The sequence below is a fragment of the Psychroserpens ponticola genome, assembly GCF_023556315.2.
GTDB classification, from domain to species: Bacteria; Bacteroidota; Bacteroidia; order Flavobacteriales; family Flavobacteriaceae; genus Psychroserpens; species Psychroserpens ponticola.
The window spans coordinates 2,627,253-2,643,307 of record NZ_CP116221.1 but is presented as its reverse complement, the minus strand read 5'-3'; the positions used below and the strand labels follow the sequence as shown (position 1 = coordinate 2,643,307).

Below are 16,055 nucleotides of genomic sequence, written 5' to 3'. Positions count from 1 at the left end.
TTGTTATAAGATTAAATAATTAAAGTAAAAACTAATTAACTACAATTTTTTTAAACAAATTGTAGTTTGGGTTTTGTAATTTGATAAAATACATAGAAGGTGCTAAATAAATTGGTAAAAACTGGCCTTCGAAATTATTAACAGTTAGAATAGTTTTTCCGTTAATATCAATAATGGAAATTTTTTCAAATCTAATTGTTTCACTGAATTTGATAACATTGTTTTTAATTGGATTAATAATTGTGAATTTAGTGAATTCAGATTCTTCAAAAGATAGAGCGTTTACACAATTTTCAGACTCAGTATTTACATTTTCAATTATTCCTTGAGGTGTTAAATCTTTGCCATCAAATCCAATGTAATCAGCCGGATATTTTTTAGCTCTGAATAGCGAATTTAGAGAATTAACTATCACATCAAACTGAGTATAAATTGCACCATTTGTTCCAACTGGGTTTTTATAAGTCCATAATTCGTCACCAGTTTTAGAAATTTCAGAAAACTGTCCGTTTGATGATATACAAAATAAGAAGTTACCATTAGGAAGGCTATGAGTTCCAGATTTTTTGAAGTCATGAACTACTTCACCACGTATGTAACCGTCCCAAGACCAATCATAATTTTGAGGATTAAAAACATTATTAGTAAGCGTATATTTTCCATTACTAATTTCTGGAGCTATTAAATGAACCGAACTAAAAGTTTGAGAAGAGCCGTTACCACCATTATTAAAAACAGAAATTTTTCCATCATCTAAATATCCAGGCTCTACCCATTTAGCATCATGTTGCTTAGAAAGTTTTTGATCAGAAGCAGATCCTTGTTTGTAAACTCTAGGGTTTCCCCATCGCCAAAGAATGTCTCCACCAGCATCAGAATTTCCTCCTACATGTCCAGAAGCTTGAGCAGTAGTTGTGCTATGGTCAATAATATAAATCTCACTTAAATTTCTTGCAGATAAAAGTATTTGGTCTAAATCTGCATTATAATCAACACTATTCATATGAGTAAAATCGTTGATAGGGTTTATGTCTTCAACAAAATTTATATCTATAAGTTCGGGATGATTTTCCACCACACCAAAATTTGGTTTAGTATTATCAAAATCTTGTACAAGATGATCAATGGCTTTCCATTCCCAAACAATATTTCCGCCATTAAGATCTGAGGGTTCTATCTCAATAATTTTATCTAATCTAAATTCTCCATTAGTTGCAGAAGGTACTCTGCCTAAGGCTTCCATTTCTAATTCAGTATAGTTGTCTGCAAGTAACAGTAATATATTTCCATTTGGAAGCGGTTCAATATCATGATGTTGATTCTGAAGTCCATTAGACTGTTTGTTAAAAGACCACACTATATTATTATCCCAGTCCCGAATTTCAATATTTTGATTGCCAGCTCTTAGTAGATTCCCATTCTCAAGTATATAGGTAGTTAGAGCTGGACGTTCGTCAAATACCCATTCATTAATTAATTCACCACAATTATCAATAAGATAAACGTTATGGTTTCTTTCAGGAGAGAAAAGTGTATATCCATCTGATATGTTTCCATCAGAATATCTTAGACCTATTGTTGGTTCTTGAGAGAAAACTAGATAGCTAAATAATATAGCACAACTAAAAATAAATTTTTTCATATAATTTGGCATCAAGATACAAAATAAAGGTATTAAGTAAATATTATGATTTCAAATTCCTAACACGCTGTAATAAAGTTGGATGCGAATAATGCATCCAAACATATGAAGGATGAGGTGTCAAATTACTCAAACTATTTTTAGATAATTTTTTAAGCGATGTGATTAATGGTTCTGCTTCGTAAGTTGTTTTTGCATAATCATCAGCTTGGTACTCAAATTTTCGAGAGATGTAATTCATTGCTAATCCTATGATTTCTGAAATAGGAGAATACAACATTCCAAAGGCAATTAAACCAACATGAAAACTAGAGATTTCAACACCCAATGCATTTGATAATAAAGGGTTTGATATGAAAACAGATAAGATAAACAGCATAATCCCTGTCAATACTATCGACGATACAAGATTGAAAATAATATGTTTTCGTTTATAATGACCAACCTCATGTGCTAAAACGGCTACAATTTCTTCTTCCTCTAAATCATTAACCAAAGTATCATATAAGGTGATGCGTTTTTCACTTCCAAAGCCTGAAAAGTAAGCATTTGCTTTTGTACTTCGTTTAGAGCCATCAATGATGAAAATATTTTTTAAGCTAAAGCCAACTGATTGTGCATATTCTGAAATTTTTTCACGTAAACTTCCATCTTCTAAAGGTGTTTGTTTATTGAATAGAGGTACAATGAGTTTGGCATAGAATAGGTTCATGAATATTGTAAATACAGTTACAATGGCCCAAGCATATAACCAAAATTGCTCTCCTGTTTGTTGGTAAAACCAAATGATAAGTGCTAAAATCCCACCACCTAAAATGGCAGACATCAATAATCCTTTTATTTTATCTAGAATATAAGTTTTGGTTGTGGTTTTATTAAACCCAAATTTTTCTTCAATGACAAAGGTTTTATAAACTGAAAAAGGTAATGAAATAAGATCACTTCCAATCATGATAACTCCAAAGAAAATCAAAGCAATGCCAATTGGATTTTCGGTATAGCTTCGAGCAATGTTATCGACGTATTCAAACCCATCAAGAAACAAAAACCCAAGGGTTAGTAAAATAGAAAATGCAGAACTGAAAATCCCGAACTTATAATTGGTTTTTTTGTAATCTTGAGACTTTTTATACTCAGTTTCGTCATAGACATCATTCAACTCTTCAGGAATAGTATCATCATAATGTTTGGCATTTAGTGCATCAAGTACTTTATCAATAATAAAATTGACAAGAATAATACCTATAATGATGTAAAACAGAGTTTGTGCTGTCATTTTATTTATTTTTTAAAGTCAGCTTTACTTAAACCGTTATTAAATTTGATATCAGTCCATTTGACTAGTATCCAAGGATTATTTGTGACTTCAGCATCCCAATTAGAGGCTTTGTATCTGCGTTGTGTAGGAATTAATAGTCCATCAATGGTTTCATATGTCATTTCCATTAACAAAGGATCTGCTTTTCCAAAATCCATAACAGTAAATAGAAACTGATCTACAAGTTTTGTGTCTTTATTAATATAAAGTTGATAGATGTCTTTTGGCTTATTGTCTTTAGTTTCAAACGTCACTTTAACCACATCGTAAATTGTTTCACCAATCGTTTGTTCTTTAATGTATTCGTAATGTAAACCTGGATCTAATAATTTTTGCATCATTGTAAACCAATAATAATTTGTTGGTCTGTTAAAAGCAACTCTTTTTAAAGCAACAGAATCTGTTACAAGATTCCCATTATGTTTCAGCCAATACTCGCTACCATCGTAACCTTGTTCAATAGTTCCTTCTAGGTTTGCTAATGTTCTCTCATGTGTTTCATATTTACCATAGGATAACTCTCCGTTAAAGATGTACTTTTCAGTTGAAATATCGGTTTTACCATCAGGTGTTTGGTAAGTATATGTGTATACAACATCTTTTTTAGCTATAAGTTTGCTGTAATTGCCTACTTTTTGAGTCATTTGATACACCAATTCATGAGCTTTATTTTTAAACTCTAGTTTGTTTTCTTTCAGCTCTTTAGTAGGTGTTTTTTTTGTTTTTTCTTGTGTGTCATTCTTACAAGACGTAAAAGTGAACATTAAAATGATGCTAAATACTAAGGGGATTCTCATTATGTTTTTATTTAAAGTTTCGTTGTCTTTTCGCTTCAAAAATAAGGATTCCTGCTGCAACTGAAACATTCATGCTGTCAATTTCGCCTTGCATAGGAATAATAATATTTTGAGTAGACGCTTTTAACCATTCGTCTGTTAAGCCATCAGCTTCGGTACCAACAACAATTGCTGTTGGTTTGGTGTAATCTTGTGTTTGGTATTCTACTGAGGCTTGCAAAGCTGCACAATAGGTGTTAATGCTATTATCATTTAAAAAATCAATAATTTCTGAAGTCGAACCCATTACAATTTGAGTCGTAAACACACAACCTACACTCGAACGAATAATATTTGGATTGTATAAATCACTCTTCGGATTGGCAATAATTACTGCGTCTACATTAGCTGCATCTGCTGTTCTTAATAAGGCTCCAATATTTCCGGGTTTTTCTGGAGCTTCAGCAATTAAAATCAAAGGGTTTTTATGTTCAAGTTGAAGGGTGTCTATCTCATGAGATTTACTTTTTGCTACTGCAATAACACCTTCAGTAGTACTACGATGCGCTAATTTTTGAAAGACCTCTTTTGAGATTTCAATAACATTACCACCTATAAATGTGAACTCTTTTAGTTGTGCTTCAGAAACTAATTCAGGATAATATAGTAAAGTGTCAATTTCAAAATTCCCTTTAATAGCAAGAGCTAATTCACGCTGACCTTCAATCAAAAATAAACCTGTTTTTTTACGTTCGCGAGATTTTTCTTTTAACAGGAACAACTGCTTAATATAAGCATTCTGAATGCTTGAAATAGTTTTTTGAGACATCGTATAACTTCACTTTCATTATGAATACTGCAAAATTACACTTTTAAATATCAAAAAAACCATTGTATAAAATCAAAACGAAACTTAGGTAGGAATTTTATATCTTCGGCTGTTATATATGTGAAAATCACTTAATCTTTTTAATTGGTTTTTATTATTTCCTAACAACTTAATTAAAAATCAATTACTTATGAAAAGATTATTACTCCTTTTAGTGTTATTACTTTCATTTATTGGGTTTTCACAAAATGAAATTGAAATGCAAAATGGTTCCTGGACCGAATGTGATTTTGTATTAACCGATTCTGGTGGACTTACTGGTGATTATGAAAGCAATGAAAATTTTACGTTAACACTATGCCCTCAAAGTGATGGTTATGTGATGATCGATTTTTATGAGTTTTCAACACAAATTAATCTAGATATTTTAAGTGTCTATAATGGTGATTCAACCAACAGTCCTTTAATTGGAGCTTTTTCGGGTGGTAATTCACCTGGATTAATAATGGCAGATAATGACACAGGTTGCTTAACTCTAAATTTTGTTAGTAACGACTTAGGTGTCACTAATGGATGGGCTGGATATGTAAGTTGTATTTCTAGTTTTGAAATCAATCAACCTACAGATTACATCATTTGTGACGATTTTGGAAACGGATTTGGCCTTTTCGATTTAGAACTTAAAAATAATGAAATCTTAAATGGTTTAGATCCTGCCAATTATACAGTAACATATCACGAATCTGAGACTAATGCTTTAGCTGGAATAAATCCATTAATTAGTCCTTATGCTAATGTTACAAATCCGCAACTTATTTATATTCGTGTAGAAGATATAGCTACTGGGAATTTTGAGACGACATTATTCAACTTATATGTAAATGCTACACCAATTCCAACCCTTCAAGATGTATATCAAATATGTGAAGGCTCCTCAACTACAGTAGAATCTGGATTACAACAAGGAGATTTTTCTTTTGAATGGTATTACAATGGTATTATACTACCAAATGAGAATAATTCATTTTTAGAAGTTTATCAGGAAGGTAGTTATTCATTACAAGTTATATCATGGGATAATGAATGTTCATCTATTACAGATTTTAGTGTTGAGTATAATTCATTCTTAAATGTTCCCTCTCCAACACCTTATGTTATTTGTGATGATGATGGCGATGGGTTTGCAACCTTTGATTTAAATATAAAAGGAGACGAAATTCTTAGTAGTATGCAGAATCCAATAGCTACTTTTACCTATCATTTAACAGTAACTGATGCTAATAATGGAACAGATGCAATAGAACCAATATTTACAAATTTTGAACCTTATAACCAAACTATATATGTTAGAGTGTCTTCAACACAAGACGATTGTTTTGGAGTAACAACAGTAGAGTTAATTGTTGATGTTGAATGTATTTCTGCATCATCTGTAGAAGTTATTGTTTGTGGTGATGATCCAAATATTCCAGTGAGTTATGATTTAACTTCTCAAGAAATTAATATGGTTGATGGTCAAGACCCATCTAACTTTACATTTACCTATTATTATGCCATAACAAATGCTGAAACTGAAACAGATCCTATTACAAATCCAACTGTGTATTCTGTAAGTGGGAATTCTTCAACGGTATATGTACGTATTGAGAATAACCAATCAGGAAGTTTTACTATTGCTGAAATATATGTCAACTTTTATTTAAATCCGCAAATAAGTTTTGCTGGTCCTTATACCATTTGTGACGGAAATGAAGTTATACTATATCCAAATATAGGCAACGATAATGGCGCATATGAATATTTATGGAATACAGGTGAGACAAGTCCTGAAATTATAGTAAATACAAGCGGATTTTATACAGTAACTGTTACCGATTTAATTTCTGGTTGCGTGTCAACTGAAGGTGTAGACGTAATGCAAGGAGGTAATGCTCCAGTACTAGGAAATGTTGTCGATTTGTATAGCTGTGAACAAAATCCAAGTTTTGATTTGAGCGTTACTTTCCCAGAAATTTTTGGAAATCAAGATATAAGCCAGTTTATAATTGGTTTTTTTAATACATACGATGATGCACTTACAAATACTAACTCCATCGGAAGTCCATCTGCTTATCAGTCTACAAATAGTAATGAAACTATTTATGTTAGAGTACGAAATATTGGAGATGAATGTTTTTCTATAATTGATTTTAATATAGTTACAGATAATTCATGTGCTACAATTATTGATTGTACAGAAGAAGCAGAAACATTCTCATTTTGTTATGTAAATGATGATACAACAGTCTATCAATTTGAAAGTTTAGATGGTACAACACCTCTAGAAGTACGTTTTTTAAGCGGAAGAGTAGAAAATAATTTTGATGAACTAATTGTATTAGATTCAGATGGTGTTACCAATTTAAACCCTGAAGCAACGACCTATGGTTATGGAGGTGAAGTTCAAGGCTTATATTTTGTTTCAACTGGAAATAGTATTTCTATTTCTGTTGCTGGAGATGGAAGTATTTCATGCGAAACTAATAGTTATGAAGAAATAAGTTATACAGTAAGTTGTGTAGATCTTAATGTAATTCCTGAATGTAATATTACTTTAACCGAACCTTTAGATGGAGCTATTGATGTCAATGAAGATGCAGATCTAACTTGGAACGCACCTTTTGGTATCGTTACAGGCTATAAATTGTCATTGGGCTTAACTTCTGGAGGAACAGAAGTGCTAAATAATGTAGATGTTGGAAATGTCCTAGCATACGATCTTGAAACTTTAGATTATGAAGTAACATATTACCTCACCATTGTGCCTTATAATACAAATGGAGATGCTGAAGGTTGTACTGAAAAAAGTTTTACAATTAGAGCAAATCCTTATCAAATGGTTGTTTGTGGTGATGAAACTATAAATACAACTCATTGTTATGACAATTATGATACTACCGAATTTAGTTACCAAAGTTCAGATGATTTACCGTTAACAATTTACTTTAATTCTGGAAGTACAGAAGTTGATTATGATGAGGTTTATATCACAGATTCTGATGGAACTGTTTTGAATCCCGATTTGCTTTATGGTAATGATGGTGATTTTGCTGGACTGTCGTACACCTCTACAGGAAGTACAATTACTGTGCGATTTGATTCAGATAATATAATAAGTTGTGTTAGTGGAAGTACCTGTTGTACTGCTCCATTTGATTTCGATGTCTTATGTACTTCTGCAATTGGTATTATTGAAGTCAATGCCTTTATAGATGAAAATACAAATACTGTATTTGACACGAATGAATTTAGTTTCTCTAACGGTTACTTTACCTACGAAGCCAATGGAGATGGTAATATTAACGTCGTAAATTCATCAACTGGTCATTTTCAGTTTATAAGCGAAAATGATTCAGATGTATATGAAATCACCTTTAATTTATATGATGAATCTGCTGGATGTTATGATATTACAACTGCAGTGTTTAATAACATTAGTGTTGCTGAAGGGAGTACATTAACAGTTGACTTTCCTGTCGTTGAAGAACAGAGTTGCGAAGATTTAGCTGTTTATTTAATTAATTCTTGGACACCTCCAAGACCTGGTTTTACTCATGAAAATATCATTATTTTAGAAAACTTAGGCTTTACAACAATTACATCTGGAACCGTTGAGTTTACACATGATCCGTTATTAGTGTATAATGGTGTAACAAGTGTAAATCCAAATTATACAATTACAACTACAGCGACTGGTTTTACGGTCGATTTTGTAAACCTTCAACCAGGAAATGTTGAGTATATCGATGTGTCTTTAACCTGTCCAGCATCAATAGAACTTGGAGATATTTTAACGAATACTGCTAACTATGTAACAGATTCAAATGACTTAGTAGCTGGTAATAATTATTCAACCTTATCAGAATTAGTTGTTGGTTCTTGGGATCCAAATGATAAAATGGAATCTCATGGGCCGAAAGTCTTGTTTGATGACTTTTCAACTTCAGATGAATGGTTATACTATACCATCCGTTTCCAAAACTTAGGAACAGCAGCTGCCGATTTTGTAAGAATTGAAGATGTGTTAGATAATCAATTAAATAAAGCTAGTTTCCAAATGTTACGTTCTAGTCATGATTATGTGGTAACAAGAACCGATAGTAGCCTAGAATGGTATTTTGAAGATATTAACCTACCTGCAGAACAAGATGATGCAGAAGGTAGTAGTGGATTTGTTTACTTTAGAGTACAACCAAATGCTGGCTATGCTTCAGGTGATGTCATTCCAAATACAGCAGCAATATTTTTCGATTTCAATGCGCCTGTAATTACAAACAGATTTGAAACCGAATTTGTTGAAGAAGCGCTTTCAGTATCTGAATTTGATTTCAACAGTTTCAGCATGTATCCTAATCCTGCAAAAGATGTCTTAAATATTAAATTAAATAACATCACAAAAGCTACTTTGAGCATTTATGATATTCAAGGTAAATTAGTCCTAGAGCAGTCTATTTCTGAAACTCAAAATTTAGAACTAAACGTTTCAGACTTACATAGCGGATTATATTTCGTGAAACTAAATACAGCAACCAAAGAAATGGTTAAGAAGTTAATAATTGAATAAAGTAAAACGTTTTCTAAACCTTAAATTCAAATATATCCTTTAATGTCAGTTCGAGTGATGCGACGCAGAAGAATCGTATCGAGAACCAATAATAGTAAAAAGCCTATAATGTAATAATCATAGGCTTTTAATGTGATGAAATCTTTTTATCATTTTATTAAAAAGTTTAAGATTTCCGTTCATCCCAAAAAGCGTATACTTTATCACATAATCACACTTATTATAAAAGTTTTAAGCTATTTTTATTTTTTTAACCATTTCTATCAAGACATTAATAAGTTTATCACTTCTTTCAAATATATAAATGCAAAGTATGCAATGTTAATTGCATTAATGTGTGTTTTTAAATCATTCAGTCAGCTACCAAAAGTTGATTTTGAAAACGAATTACAGCGTTTAGAAAAAGCAATTCAGTCTAAAAATACAACTCTAATTCTGAAAGAAGTAGATAGTTTGAAGTCTTCAAATAGCCTTTCCGAAATTCAATTAGCCATAGTAACTACTTATAAACTCCAAGCACTTACTGAGTCATGGAAATTAGACCAAGCAATAAAATTGGCAACAGAATTATACTCACAAAATTTACTCTCAAAAAAATATAAAGTTAGAGTGTGGTTAAGTGAAGCGTTAATTCTTGAAATTTATGAAGAGTTTACTGATGGTTTAAAAAAATTGGATAGCGTAGAACAGTATTACAACACTCATCCCAAAGATCAATATTATGGAATATTCTTATATCGAAAATCATCTTTATTTAGAATGTCAGGTAATAAAAAAGCAGCACTTCCATTAGCATATGAAGCTAAAAAATTTGGAGAAACAAATGACTATGATGATGTGGTTTCCATAGCTATTTTTTTAATTGATAGATTATCTGACCCTGATGACTATAAGCAGCGATTAAAAGATTTAGAGTTAGCTATTAAAAATTATGAGGCATTAGAAAATTTTGATGATATGGCATTTGCATTAAAAAATATAGCTGTGGCATACAAAGAAAATGGTGAATATAATAAAGCAAAAAAGATGCTTCTTAAAGGGTTACATATTAAGAAATCAAGAATGAAGGATAGTATAACCATGATGCTTATTTATGATGAGTTAGATGAAATATATGAGATGCAAAACGTGTATGACTCAGCGTATTATTACTTAAAAAAAAGTAAAGAGTTAAATGTGATGAAAAATTTAACTATTCAACGACAAAGTATTTCAAAACTCGAAGAAGCAAAAGAAAATTTAAAAATTAAATTCGAAGAAAAACGTTATGGAGAACAACTAGAGTCTGTAAACTATGAAAAAAAACTATTAGTTTTTGTGCTTTCTGTTTTTGGTGTTTTATTAACATTATTAATCCTAGCATTGGGTAGGATTAAGAAAAAAAATAAGGAAAATAAAACACAAAAAGAAGAAATATTAAAGAAAAATAAACTGCTTGGTATTACACTTTCTGAACGAAATGTTTTATTAAGAGAACTCAATCATCGTGTAAAGAACAATTTGTCTCTCATTGTAAGTTTAATTAATTTTCATGCTAATGAAACAGATGATATCAATAGTCAAAAGATTCTAAATAATCTTGAAAACAGGGTGAAAACAATTGCTGAAGCTCACGAACAATTCTCTTATAAAGATATTTCAAGTATAAATGATAAAATTGAACTTAAAACCTATTTAACTCGAGTTCTCGATGGTCCGATACATATCTCTAAGAGAGAGATATCTTATACTATGGATGCAAAAGATATAGCTCTTAATATGGACACCTTGCTTCCTATTGGGATTTTAATTAATGAACTTGTAAATAATAGCATCAAACATGCTGTAAGTAATGAAACAACTTTGCAATTGCATATAAAATGCGATTTAGAAAACAATATTATCCTATTACAATATTCAGATTCTGGAACAAAGTTTATAGAAAAGAAAGAGACAAAACAGCTCGGATTATTCATCATTGAAAGTATGGTACAGCAATTAAATGGGATCTACAGTAGAGAACAAAGCCGCTATCATTTCAAACTCAATTTAAAAAAGGATGATTAAAAAAAACATTCTCATTGTAGAAGATGAAGTGCTTATTGCAAAGCAAATTGAAAATATCATTAGCAAACATGGTTATAATTGCTTAGGTATTGCAATAAGTTATGAGCAAGCACTTAAATATTTACACACAACTCTAGCTGATGCAGTATTGTTAGATATCAATATTTTTGGTCAGAAATCTGGAATAGATTTAGCGAAAGTCATCAAAGCAGAGTTTGGTATTCCTATCATATACTTAACGTCTTATTCAGATAGTAACACCATAGAAGAACTAATAAAAACTCAACCTGAAGGCTATCTTGTAAAACCGATTAATACTATTGTACTCACTACAAATCTTGATTTGATATTTGCTAATCAAAACACTAATACGTCAAACATAATAAGTTTTAACGTAGGCAAAACCAATTACAGACTAGATGTTTCAGAATTAATGTATATAAAGTCAGAATCGAACTACCTAGAGCTTCACCTTAATGAAGACCAAAAACTAATTAGGTTTTCCTTAAAAGAATTTTTAAAATTACTACCTCCTAATCTCTTGTATAAAATTAATAGAAGAGTAGCAATAAATCCAGATTTTATATCTCAATTTAATAGTTCTACGATAACGATGACCAATGGAGATACGTTTAAAATCTCTAATCTATTAAAAGAAGATTTGCCATTTAAAAACTAATTAAAGGATACTTTCTAACAAATACCTTACATCTTAATTTACAGATACTTCGTCAGTTCTTAACATAAAAAGGGTGTTTCGTAACATTTTTTAAATTTTAAGATTCTGGCGTACTATTTTGCCTACATTTTGTAGGAAAAACACGTGTTTATCTAAAGTGTCAAACTACATATAACCTTTAAAAAACAATCATGAAAAAACAAGTACTATGGGCTTTGGCCTTTATTTTATTTACAACCTACAATTTACAAGCCCAAAACTGGGACGAAATTTCTAAAGCTTTGGCTTCAGATGCTGCAGCTCAAGATGCCTACGGGTTTTCAGTAGATATTGATGGTGATTACGCCATTGTTGGAGCTCGTAGTAATGATGATTCGGGAGTAGATTCTGGTTCTGCTTACATTCTTGTACGCTCTGGAGATGAATGGACTGAGCAAGCTAAGTTAACTGCATCTGATGCAGCTGCTGGAGATCAATTTGGTTATTCTGTTGCTATTTCAGGTGATTACGCAATAGTAGGAGCACCTTTTGATGATGACGGAGCTTCACAAACAGGTTCTACCTATATATTTATACGTTCTGGTTCAACATGGTCACAGCAAACTAAACTTAATGCATCCGACCGTGGTACAGACGACCGATTCGGAACATCTGTTGCTATAGATAATGATTATGTAATAATTAGTGCGCCAAACGATGACGTTGTGGGTTCAAATTCAGGTTCTGCTTATATTTTTAATCGTTCGGGAGTAACATGGTCAGAGCAAACTAAACTTCTTGCATCCGATACGGCTCATGTAGATTTTTTCGGACAATCTGTTGCTATCTCTGGTGATTATGCCATTGTAGGAGCTCCTGGAAATGATGATAATGGTACAGACTCAGGTTCTGCTTATATTTTTAATCGTTCAGGGAATACATGGACAGAACAATCTAAGTTACTCGCTTCAGATGCTGCTGCTAGTGATCAATTTGGTTTAAGTGTTTCTATTTCTGGAGATTACATTGCTATAGGTTCTCCTTTTGATGACGATGATGGTAGTAGTTCAGGTTCAGCTTACGTATTTCTTAGATCAGGGTCTGCTTGGTCCCAACAAGAAAAATTAACTGCAGCAGATGGAGCAGCATCCGACTTATTTGGAATTTCTATCGCAATAGGAGGAGATTATATCAATATTGGTGCTCGTGGTGCTGATGCTAGTGGTACTAATTCTGGTGCTGCTTATATGTATATGCGCTCAGGTTCTAATTGGTCTCAGCAAGAAAAATTTGTGCCTGCAGATGGTGCTACTGGTGATTTGTTTGGATGGTCAGTTGGTATAGATGGGGTAAATACAAATGCAATCGTAGGTGCTCCTGTAAATAGTGATGCAGGTAGTGGCTCAGGCTCTGCTTACGTTTTTGAATTAGAAACGCCAGAGCCACCAGCAGACGTCAACTGGAACGAAATCATCAACGCCACAGCTTCTGATGGTGCAGCTAATGATGATTATGGACATAGTGTTTCAATTAATGGCGATTATGCCATTGTTGGTGTTCCTAGTGATGATGATACCACATCAAATTCTGGTTCTGCTTATATTTTTATAAAATCAGGTGGCACTTGGACAGAACAAGCTAAGCTCACAGCTTCTGACCCTATTATCAATGATTATTTTGGTTATAGTGTGTCAATAAGTGGTGATTATGCAGTGATAGGAGCTTATTTCAAAGATAGCGGTGTTGGTGCTGCTTATGTCTTTAAGCGTTCAGGTACAAACTGGACAGAACAAGCTAAACTAACAGCATCTGACGCTGTTTCAGGTGATTATGAATTTTTCGGGCATGGTGTTTCAATAGATGGTGATTATATTGTAGTGGGAGCTTATTATAAAAATAATGGTAGAGGTGCTGCATATGTATTTACACGGTCTGGTACAAACTGGACAGAGCAGGCTAAACTAACAGCATCTGATGCAGTTGATTATGATTATTTTGCAGCTACAGTTGCTATAGATGGCGATTATGCTATTATTGGAGCTAGTGCCGTTGATGATGATGGCTCAGCTTCAGGAGCTGCATATGTATTTAAGCGTTCAGGTACAAACTGGACAGAACAAGTTAAACTTACAGCTTCTGATGCAGCTGAAAGCGATCAATTTGGTACTTCCGTTGCCATAGATGGTAATTATGCCATTGTTGGTGCGTTTGGAAATGAAGATGATGGTTATAGATCAGGCTCTGCGTATATATTTACACGCTCTGGAACAAATTGGACAGAACAGGCTAAGCTAACTGCCTCTGATGCTGATGCTGATGATATATTCGGAATTGTAGTAGATATAAAAGGTAATTATGCAATAGTGGGAGCACCTGTTGATGAGGAAGCTGGCAATAGGTCAGGTTCTGCTTATATATTTAAACGCTCTGGATCAAACTGGACAGAACAAACGAAACTAATAGCTTCTGATGCTGATACTTTTGATATATTTGGAAGTGACGTAGCTATTGACGGTAATAATGCTATTGTTGGTGCACCTGGTAATAACAATGATGGTGTTGTATACTTTTTTGCTTCCAATAGTTTTGCGGAAACCTATACTTATAATAGCGCTTGGGCACCAAGCGATCCAAATGGAGTGGCAACTTTAGATGATGATATTATTATAGAAATGGGTAATGCAACCTTTAATGCTTCTACAACAGCAAATACGGTAACAGTAAATCCTGGTGCTGGGCTTTTGCTAGACACAGGTGTAACTCTAAGCGTTACTAATGGTATCAGTTTAGAGTCTAATGCCACCAGCTATTCTAGTGTTGTTGGTGATGGTGCAATATCTGGAGATATCCAATACCACAGATACGTCAACTCCAATCTACTTGGTAATGACCTAATCTCACCACCACTATCGGGACAAACATGGACAAGTTTTTTAGATCCTGTAAATGCCACAGCTTTATTAAGCAATCCAGGAGCACCAACAGCCTATGCTTTTGCACCTTTCGATAAAACAACGGGTGATTATGAAAATTACGACTTTAACACCATTGCAAATTTAACCAGTGGTATAGGGTATCGTGCTGCAACCAATACTGGTGAAACGTTAACCTTTACAGGAACAATTCCAGCAACCGTAACTCTAAATATCATCGATGCTACGACTGCCTATTCAGAATGGAACTTAGTAGGAAATCCATACCCATCTTATTTAAATGTTCAAACATTCTTAAACCATCAAGTAGAGTCAGGTGTATCAAACCTTAATCTGTTTGTAGATGAATCTGCTGCTATTTATGGCTACGATGGTAATGCCGAAAACGGTTGGACCATCTACAACTTAGCAAATACAACGGCTTCTACAGTCATGGCACCAGGACAAGGTTTCTTTGTCGCTGCCGATATTGCTAGTGTTAATGCCTACGATTTAGAGTTCACACCTGCTATGCAAACCACAGGAGATAGTGATGATTTCATTGCAGGTCGTAATGCAGAGTTAGTCTATCTTAAACTCGGTTTAAGTTCAAATACAAAATCATACAACACAGATGTCTATTTCAACACCAATGCAAGTCAAGGATTAGACAAAGGCTACGATGCAGCCCTTTGGGGAACAGAAGCACCAGAGTTTAGTATCTATTCACATTTACTACAAGATAACGTTGGTAAGCCAATAGCCTTACAAACCCTAAACGCAACAGACCTTACAGAAATCTCTATTCCTTTAGGAGTCAATGCAAATCAAGGCGAACAAATTACATTTTCTATTTCAGAAACGACATTACCAGAATCTGTAAATGTATATCTTGATGATGTTGTTGCAAACACAACAACCATACTAAATTCAGGTGACTACATCATCACTCCAGCAACTAACCTATCTGGTACAGGGCGTTTCTTTTTAAGAACTTCTGAAGATGCCTTATCAACTGTAGATAGTAGTTTTGATGCATTAAATATTTTTGCTTTACATACTTCGAAAGAATTAGTTGTAACTGGACAATTACAAAGTACAACAACACTAGAAGTATACGACATCCAAGGAAGAAACGTATTATCAAAAACATTAGATAATTCAGTGTTAGAAAACCGTATCGATGTATCAAATTTAAGTGGAGGTGTATATGTGGTAAGTGTTAAAAACAACACACAACAAAAAACACAAAAAGTAGTCTTTAAATAAAA

At 32.9% G+C, this 16,055-nt stretch carries 8 protein-coding genes; 4 read left to right on the top strand and 4 right to left on the bottom strand.

The features are described 5' to 3' along the window. Positions 1 to 31: 31 nt before the first annotated feature. Genes MUN68_RS11780 through MUN68_RS11765 form a run of 4 tightly spaced genes read right to left on the bottom strand, consistent with a single transcriptional unit; the run spans position 32 to position 4,565 of the window. Entirely contained in the window at positions 32 to 1,642 is a 1,611-nt protein-coding gene (locus tag MUN68_RS11780; RefSeq protein WP_249996077.1) for an aryl-sulfate sulfotransferase, read from the bottom strand. 43 nt (positions 1,643 to 1,685) lie between these two features. Then, positions 1,686 to 2,918 (bottom strand): M48 family metallopeptidase, encoded by a 1,233-nt coding sequence (locus MUN68_RS11775; protein ID WP_249996078.1) that lies wholly within the window; start codon positions 2,916 to 2,918, stop codon positions 1,686 to 1,688. Between the two features lie 5 nt (positions 2,919 to 2,923). After that, complete coding sequence (locus MUN68_RS11770; protein WP_249996080.1) at positions 2,924 to 3,757, bottom strand: DUF6503 family protein; 834 nt, start codon at positions 3,755 to 3,757, stop codon at positions 2,924 to 2,926. Between the two features lie 7 nt (positions 3,758 to 3,764). Further along, a complete protein-coding gene (locus MUN68_RS11765; protein ID WP_249996081.1) occupies positions 3,765 to 4,565 on the bottom strand; it encodes a TrmH family RNA methyltransferase in 801 nt (266 codons plus the stop codon). Positions 4,566 to 4,755: 190 nt separating this feature from the next. Between MUN68_RS11765 and MUN68_RS11760 the strand changes: the two genes are divergently transcribed. The 4 genes from MUN68_RS11760 to MUN68_RS11745 all read left to right on the top strand — a co-directional run bounded on the left by MUN68_RS11760 (position 4,756) and on the right by MUN68_RS11745 (position 16,053). Continuing rightward, a complete protein-coding gene (locus MUN68_RS11760; RefSeq protein ID WP_249996082.1) occupies positions 4,756 to 9,168 on the top strand; it encodes a T9SS type A sorting domain-containing protein in 4,413 nt (1,470 codons plus the stop codon). A gap of 318 nt (positions 9,169 to 9,486) precedes the next feature. Continuing rightward, on the top strand, positions 9,487 to 11,214 hold the full coding sequence (locus tag MUN68_RS11755) for a sensor histidine kinase (protein WP_249996083.1): 1,728 nt from the start codon (positions 9,487 to 9,489) through the stop codon (positions 11,212 to 11,214). Then, positions 11,207 to 11,893, top strand: a complete 687-nt coding sequence (locus MUN68_RS11750; protein ID WP_249996084.1) for a response regulator — start codon at positions 11,207 to 11,209, stop codon at positions 11,891 to 11,893. Before MUN68_RS11755 ends, MUN68_RS11750 begins: the two co-directional genes overlap by 8 nt. 191 nt (positions 11,894 to 12,084) lie before the next feature. Continuing rightward, positions 12,085 to 16,053, top strand: a complete 3,969-nt coding sequence (locus MUN68_RS11745; RefSeq protein ID WP_249996085.1) for a T9SS type A sorting domain-containing protein — start codon at positions 12,085 to 12,087, stop codon at positions 16,051 to 16,053. Positions 16,054 to 16,055: the final 2 nt, after the last annotated feature.

Coding starts and splice junctions, on each gene's coding strand:
- MUN68_RS11780 (WP_249996077.1), bottom strand. CDS start 1,642: ATGAAAAAATTTATTTTTAGTTGTGCTATATTATTTAGCTATCTAGTT.
- MUN68_RS11775 (WP_249996078.1), bottom strand. CDS start 2,918: ATGACAGCACAAACTCTGTTTTACATCATTATAGGTATTATTCTTGTC.
- MUN68_RS11770 (WP_249996080.1), bottom strand. CDS start 3,757: ATGAGAATCCCCTTAGTATTTAGCATCATTTTAATGTTCACTTTTACG.
- MUN68_RS11765 (WP_249996081.1), bottom strand. CDS start 4,565: ATGTCTCAAAAAACTATTTCAAGCATTCAGAATGCTTATATTAAGCAG.
- MUN68_RS11760 (WP_249996082.1), top strand. CDS start 4,756: ATGAAAAGATTATTACTCCTTTTAGTGTTATTACTTTCATTTATTGGG.
- MUN68_RS11755 (WP_249996083.1), top strand. CDS start 9,487: ATGTTAATTGCATTAATGTGTGTTTTTAAATCATTCAGTCAGCTACCA.
- MUN68_RS11750 (WP_249996084.1), top strand. CDS start 11,207: ATGATTAAAAAAAACATTCTCATTGTAGAAGATGAAGTGCTTATTGCA.
- MUN68_RS11745 (WP_249996085.1), top strand. CDS start 12,085: ATGAAAAAACAAGTACTATGGGCTTTGGCCTTTATTTTATTTACAACC.